Here is a 4,221-nt window from a genome sequence, read left to right as displayed (position 1 = left end):
AACTAAACGGCAAACTCAGTGGCCAGAGCCATGATGAGTTACACCACTTCCTGGGACACGATCCGTTCTATTCAAATATGCCAGTGAGCATCCGGTGTACTCCACACACCACACCCCTCAGACCTACGGCCTGGAAAGCTACGTCTCCATTCCGATCACCCGGACAAACGGAGATTTCTTCGGAACGCTCTGTGCGATCGATGAGGTTCCGGCCCATTTTGATGAAGATGCGGTGTGCAAAACGCTAACGCTTTTTGCCCAGTTAATAGCTGTTCAACTAGACGTTGTGGCGGAGCTAGAGACCAAAGCCATCGAACTGGCCGATGCAGCTGAGACGGGCATCGTCCGCGAGCAGTTCATTGCCGTACTGGGACATGACCTCCGCTCGCCGCTGAGCGCTATCAGAATGAGCGCCGACCTGTTGGAGGCTAAGCTTCCCGCCGGTCGCGAGCAGAAGCTGGCCACTGCTATACGACAAAGCTCGCAGCGGATGAATAACTTGATTGAAGATGTCCTGGATTTCTCCCGAGGAAAGTTGGGGGGAGGTATTCCGGTCAAGCGGACGTTGGTGGACAACCTGGGTGACGTCTTTATTGCCGTCATCAATGAAATCATGACGAGTCATCCCACCGTCAAAATCCATCAACAGGTGAGGATTTCACCTGGGGTCTTCTGTGATGCCGGGAGAATGGGGCAGTTGCTCTCAAACCTGTTGGGCAATGCAGTTGCTCACGGTGCGCGTGATCAGCCGATAGAAGTCATCGCAAGCATGCAAGAAAATCATATAGTCCTGTCAGTGATGAACCATGGCCCAGAAATTCCCGACATTTTGTTACCGCTACTGTTCCAGCCGTTCAAGAGGTCGGCTGGTGGTAGTCGCGGAGAGGGCCTGGGGCTTGGTTTGTATATCGCCTCTCAGATTGTGACGGGTCACAACGGGACGCTATCAGTCACCTCTACGTCTGCGTCCGGCACGCGCTTCGTAGCGAGGTTTCCTGGCACCTTGGAGTGGATGAACGCGGACTAGCTGTTGAGTTCCTCCATGAGGTTAAGCCAAGCTCCTGCGGCTATTGGGCGCCAGACCACGACGGTTACCCTGCAAATAACCTTCGTTCCCGAGCCCAGACTATCGCCTCACTACGACTATGGACGTCGAGTTTGGAATAAACGGTGGATACATGGTTGCGAATGGTGTTGAGCGCCAGGTTCAGCCGCGCTGCGATTTCTTTGTCGGCAAGGCCTTCGCAGATGAGCGCCAGCACGTCACGCTCTCGGCGCGTAAGGTCGGTAAACGATGCATCCGGCAAACGACCGGTATTCATTCGTTTCGCGTTGGCCAATTTCTCTATCAGGGTTTGGCTGAACCACGACGCATCCTGCATGACCGTCTCGATCGCCTCGACCAACTCCAGTTCTGAACGCTTGCGCTCGGTGATATCCATCAGTACGAGCAGATAGCAGGGCGAGTCTTGCAGGCTAACGCTGTCGGCCTGCAGGACACAGTCGAGTCGTTCGTCGTTTTTTTTGCGCAGTTTGAGGTCTAGCGCTTCGATACGGCCTGTCTTTTCCAGCACGTCGCATACCTGCGACATGACTCGCCGATCGTCCATGAAATCTATTTCAGCCACCGTTTTGCCGATCAGTTCCTGAGCGGTGTAACCCAGCGTGTCGAGAAAGGCCTCGTTGGCATCAATAAGCTGCTGCCTGTCGGCGCTACACAACAGGGTAGGCACTGGGCTAAGGCGAAACGCCTTGGCAAAGCGTTCCTCGCTCTGACGCAGGGCATTTTCCGCCTTGCGCCTGGGCTCAAGGTCGGTGAAAGAGAACAACATGCAATCTTCCTCATGCATGTCCAGAGGTTGCCCGGCCACGATGACCAGCTTTGTGCCGCCATCCGGCAAGCGCAATTCGGCCTGCATCTGCGGGATGGTCGCACCCTCTATGAGTCGCTCGATCGCCAGCTCCTTGCGCTCGGCGTTTTCCAGCACATCCACCTCATAGACAGTCCTGCCGATGACGTTCTCCCGGACATGGCCGGTCATCTCGAGAAAACCTTGATTGACTTTGATGAAGCGAAGATCGCTAAGGCGGCAGATGACTGCAGGGGCCGGGTTGGCGTTGAAGGTTTTTTCGAAGCGCTGTTCGGCGCTGGCCCATTCAGTGGCATCGGCGATGATCAGCACCAGCGATTCAGCCTCGCCCTTGCTGTCCGTCAGCACCATGCTGCGCACCCGGTGTACCCGGCTGCGCGCCTCCTCATCGCCAACGGGCGTAACCTCAATCACCACGTCGCTGAACACTTCCCCAGCAGCCACACGAGCAATAGGGTACTGCTCGGCTTCAAGCGGGTGGTTGTTGCGGTAGCGCAGGGCGAAGCGCTCGCGATAAGCGTCAGCGTTGCTACCCAGTAGCTCCAGGCTGTCGACGTCATGCATGCGCAGGGCCGCTTCGTTCGCCCAGATGATCGACTGGTCGATTTCCAGCAGGATCACACCATCGGTCAATCCGGCGATGATCTGCTGAAGTTGGCGGCGGTTGGTCTCTCGTGCGAGCACGGCGTCGCTCATGGCGGTTCTCCATCGCGCATGTAGTTTTTACCTGGAGCTTAATTGCTGCAGGCAGGCCAGGGGTGGTGCGGATGCACTAATCGGTCAGGTGCAGATGCGCCAATACAGCCTTCCATGTGACCTGCAAACTGGCCCTGACGTTGCACCAGAGGTACTAGTTGCTGGTGCTGCCAGTCTCAACTCACGAGGATGCATAGATGACTGAATCGTATGTGACCGCCCCAGCCAATGCTGTCAGCACGCTGCGGGTATCCTGGAGCGCCGTGTTCGCAGGCGGCGCCATCGCCTTGGCCAGCTACCTGATACTCAGTGTGCTGGGAACGGCCATCGGCGCCGGCGCCGTGGATCCGATGGCTGAAGGCAACCCCTTGCGCGGCTTTGGTACGGGCGCGGGGGTGTGGTTGTTCATCAGCACGCTGCTCTCCGTGGCTGCCGGTGCCTGGGTGGCCGGCCGTACCGCACCTACCCGGGGGGGCCTGCATGGTCTGTTGAGTTGGACAGTGACCACGCTGATGGCTACCTGGCTGCTGGCCTCGTTAGCCGGCAGCGTGGTTGGTACCGCTGGGAACATTGCCGGCAAAGGCCTCTCGCTCGCCGCCAACGGCGTCGCTGCAGCCGCTCCAGGTGTAGGCCAAGGCATCAAGCAGCAACTGAACAAGCAGGGTATCTCGCTCGACTGGGACAGCCTGGAAGCTGAGTTGAACAAAACACTGGAGCAGTCCGGCAAGGCTGAGCTGAATCCCTCGACCTTGGAGCACAAGGCCGATCAGGTTCAGGCTCAAGGTGAGTCTGCAGGCCAGGTCGCGGCCGAAAACCCGACTCTGGCGATCGACCAGCTCAAGCAGTGGTTCGAGCGGGTACGCAAGGCGGGTGAGCCTGCCCTTAGCGCCGCAGACAAGGAAGCCTTGGTCAACATCGTTGCTGCGCGTACCGGCAAGAGCCAGCAGGAGGCCGAGCAAGTGGTCGATAACTACGCCCGTGCTTATCAACAAGCCGCTGAGCAGGTGAAGGCTCTGAAGGATCAGGCAGAACAGCAGGCACGCGAAGCGGCTCAGGTCGCCGCCAGCAATGTTTCGAAAGCAGCCTGGGGCACCTTGGTAACGCTGCTGATCGGAGCCGCCTTGAGCTTTGCAGTAGGCCGCTTCGCGTTGTCTTCACGCAAGATCCGCGTCATCGCTGAGTGACACGCAATTCAATCGATGCACGCATGTCTCATCCAACCCACCTTTCACTGATGACTGTCGAAGGAGAAAACCATGAGCAGCACTTCGGACAAAGTAAAAGGCATGGCTAACGAAGCTGTCGGCAAGGTCAAGCAAGCCGTAGGCAAGGCCACCGGGAACACGGAACTGGAGTTGAAAGGTAAACTGCAGGAGAAAAAGGGCGAAGCGCAGCAGGTAGTCGGTGAAGTAAAGGATGCAGTCACCAAGGATTAACCTGGTCACCTGCTGATGAACAAAAGGTCGCCCTCGGGCGACCTTTTGTTCAGCGCGCCTGGCTAGGCCGTTCAAATGAGAATGAACTGGATCTACACCGGACTGAGTGTCCGCCATGGGTCGAAAGTGGTCTGTCGTGACCGGCTGCTTTCGACCCAGGCTGTGTGAAAACGCCTGCGATTGTCTAACCTTCTGATCGTCGAGATCGCGGCGGGGAC

The 4,221-nt window shown here is 57.6% G+C and carries 4 protein-coding genes; 3 read left to right on the top strand and 1 reads right to left on the bottom strand.

Annotated elements, in window-relative coordinates; translation table 11 throughout:
- The first annotated feature begins 94 nt into the window (after positions 1-94).
- Positions 95-1,027 (top strand): GAF domain-containing sensor histidine kinase, encoded by a 933-nt coding sequence (locus WF331_RS29000; RefSeq protein ID WP_340623555.1) that lies wholly within the window; start codon positions 95-97, stop codon positions 1,025-1,027.
- 64 nt (positions 1,028-1,091) lie between these two features.
- Here the strand turns inward: WF331_RS29000 and WF331_RS28995 are convergent, their stop codons facing one another.
- Complete coding sequence (locus WF331_RS28995; RefSeq protein WP_340623554.1) at positions 1,092-2,567, bottom strand: helix-turn-helix transcriptional regulator; 1,476 nt, start codon at positions 2,565-2,567, stop codon at positions 1,092-1,094.
- Between the two features lie 197 nt (positions 2,568-2,764).
- Between WF331_RS28995 and WF331_RS28990 the strand changes: the two genes are divergently transcribed.
- Entirely contained in the window at positions 2,765-3,751 is a 987-nt protein-coding gene (locus WF331_RS28990; RefSeq protein WP_340623553.1) for a hypothetical protein, read from the top strand.
- Positions 3,752-3,823: 72 nt separating this feature from the next.
- Positions 3,824-4,003, top strand: a complete 180-nt coding sequence (locus tag WF331_RS28985; RefSeq protein ID WP_027919235.1) for a CsbD family protein — start codon at positions 3,824-3,826, stop codon at positions 4,001-4,003.
- Positions 4,004-4,221: the final 218 nt, after the last annotated feature.

The organism is Pseudomonas sp. YNh, assembly GCF_037993085.1.
Classification (GTDB): Bacteria; Pseudomonadota; Gammaproteobacteria; order Pseudomonadales; family Pseudomonadaceae; genus Aquipseudomonas; species Aquipseudomonas putida.
This window is presented reverse-complemented; position numbering and strand designations above follow the sequence as displayed.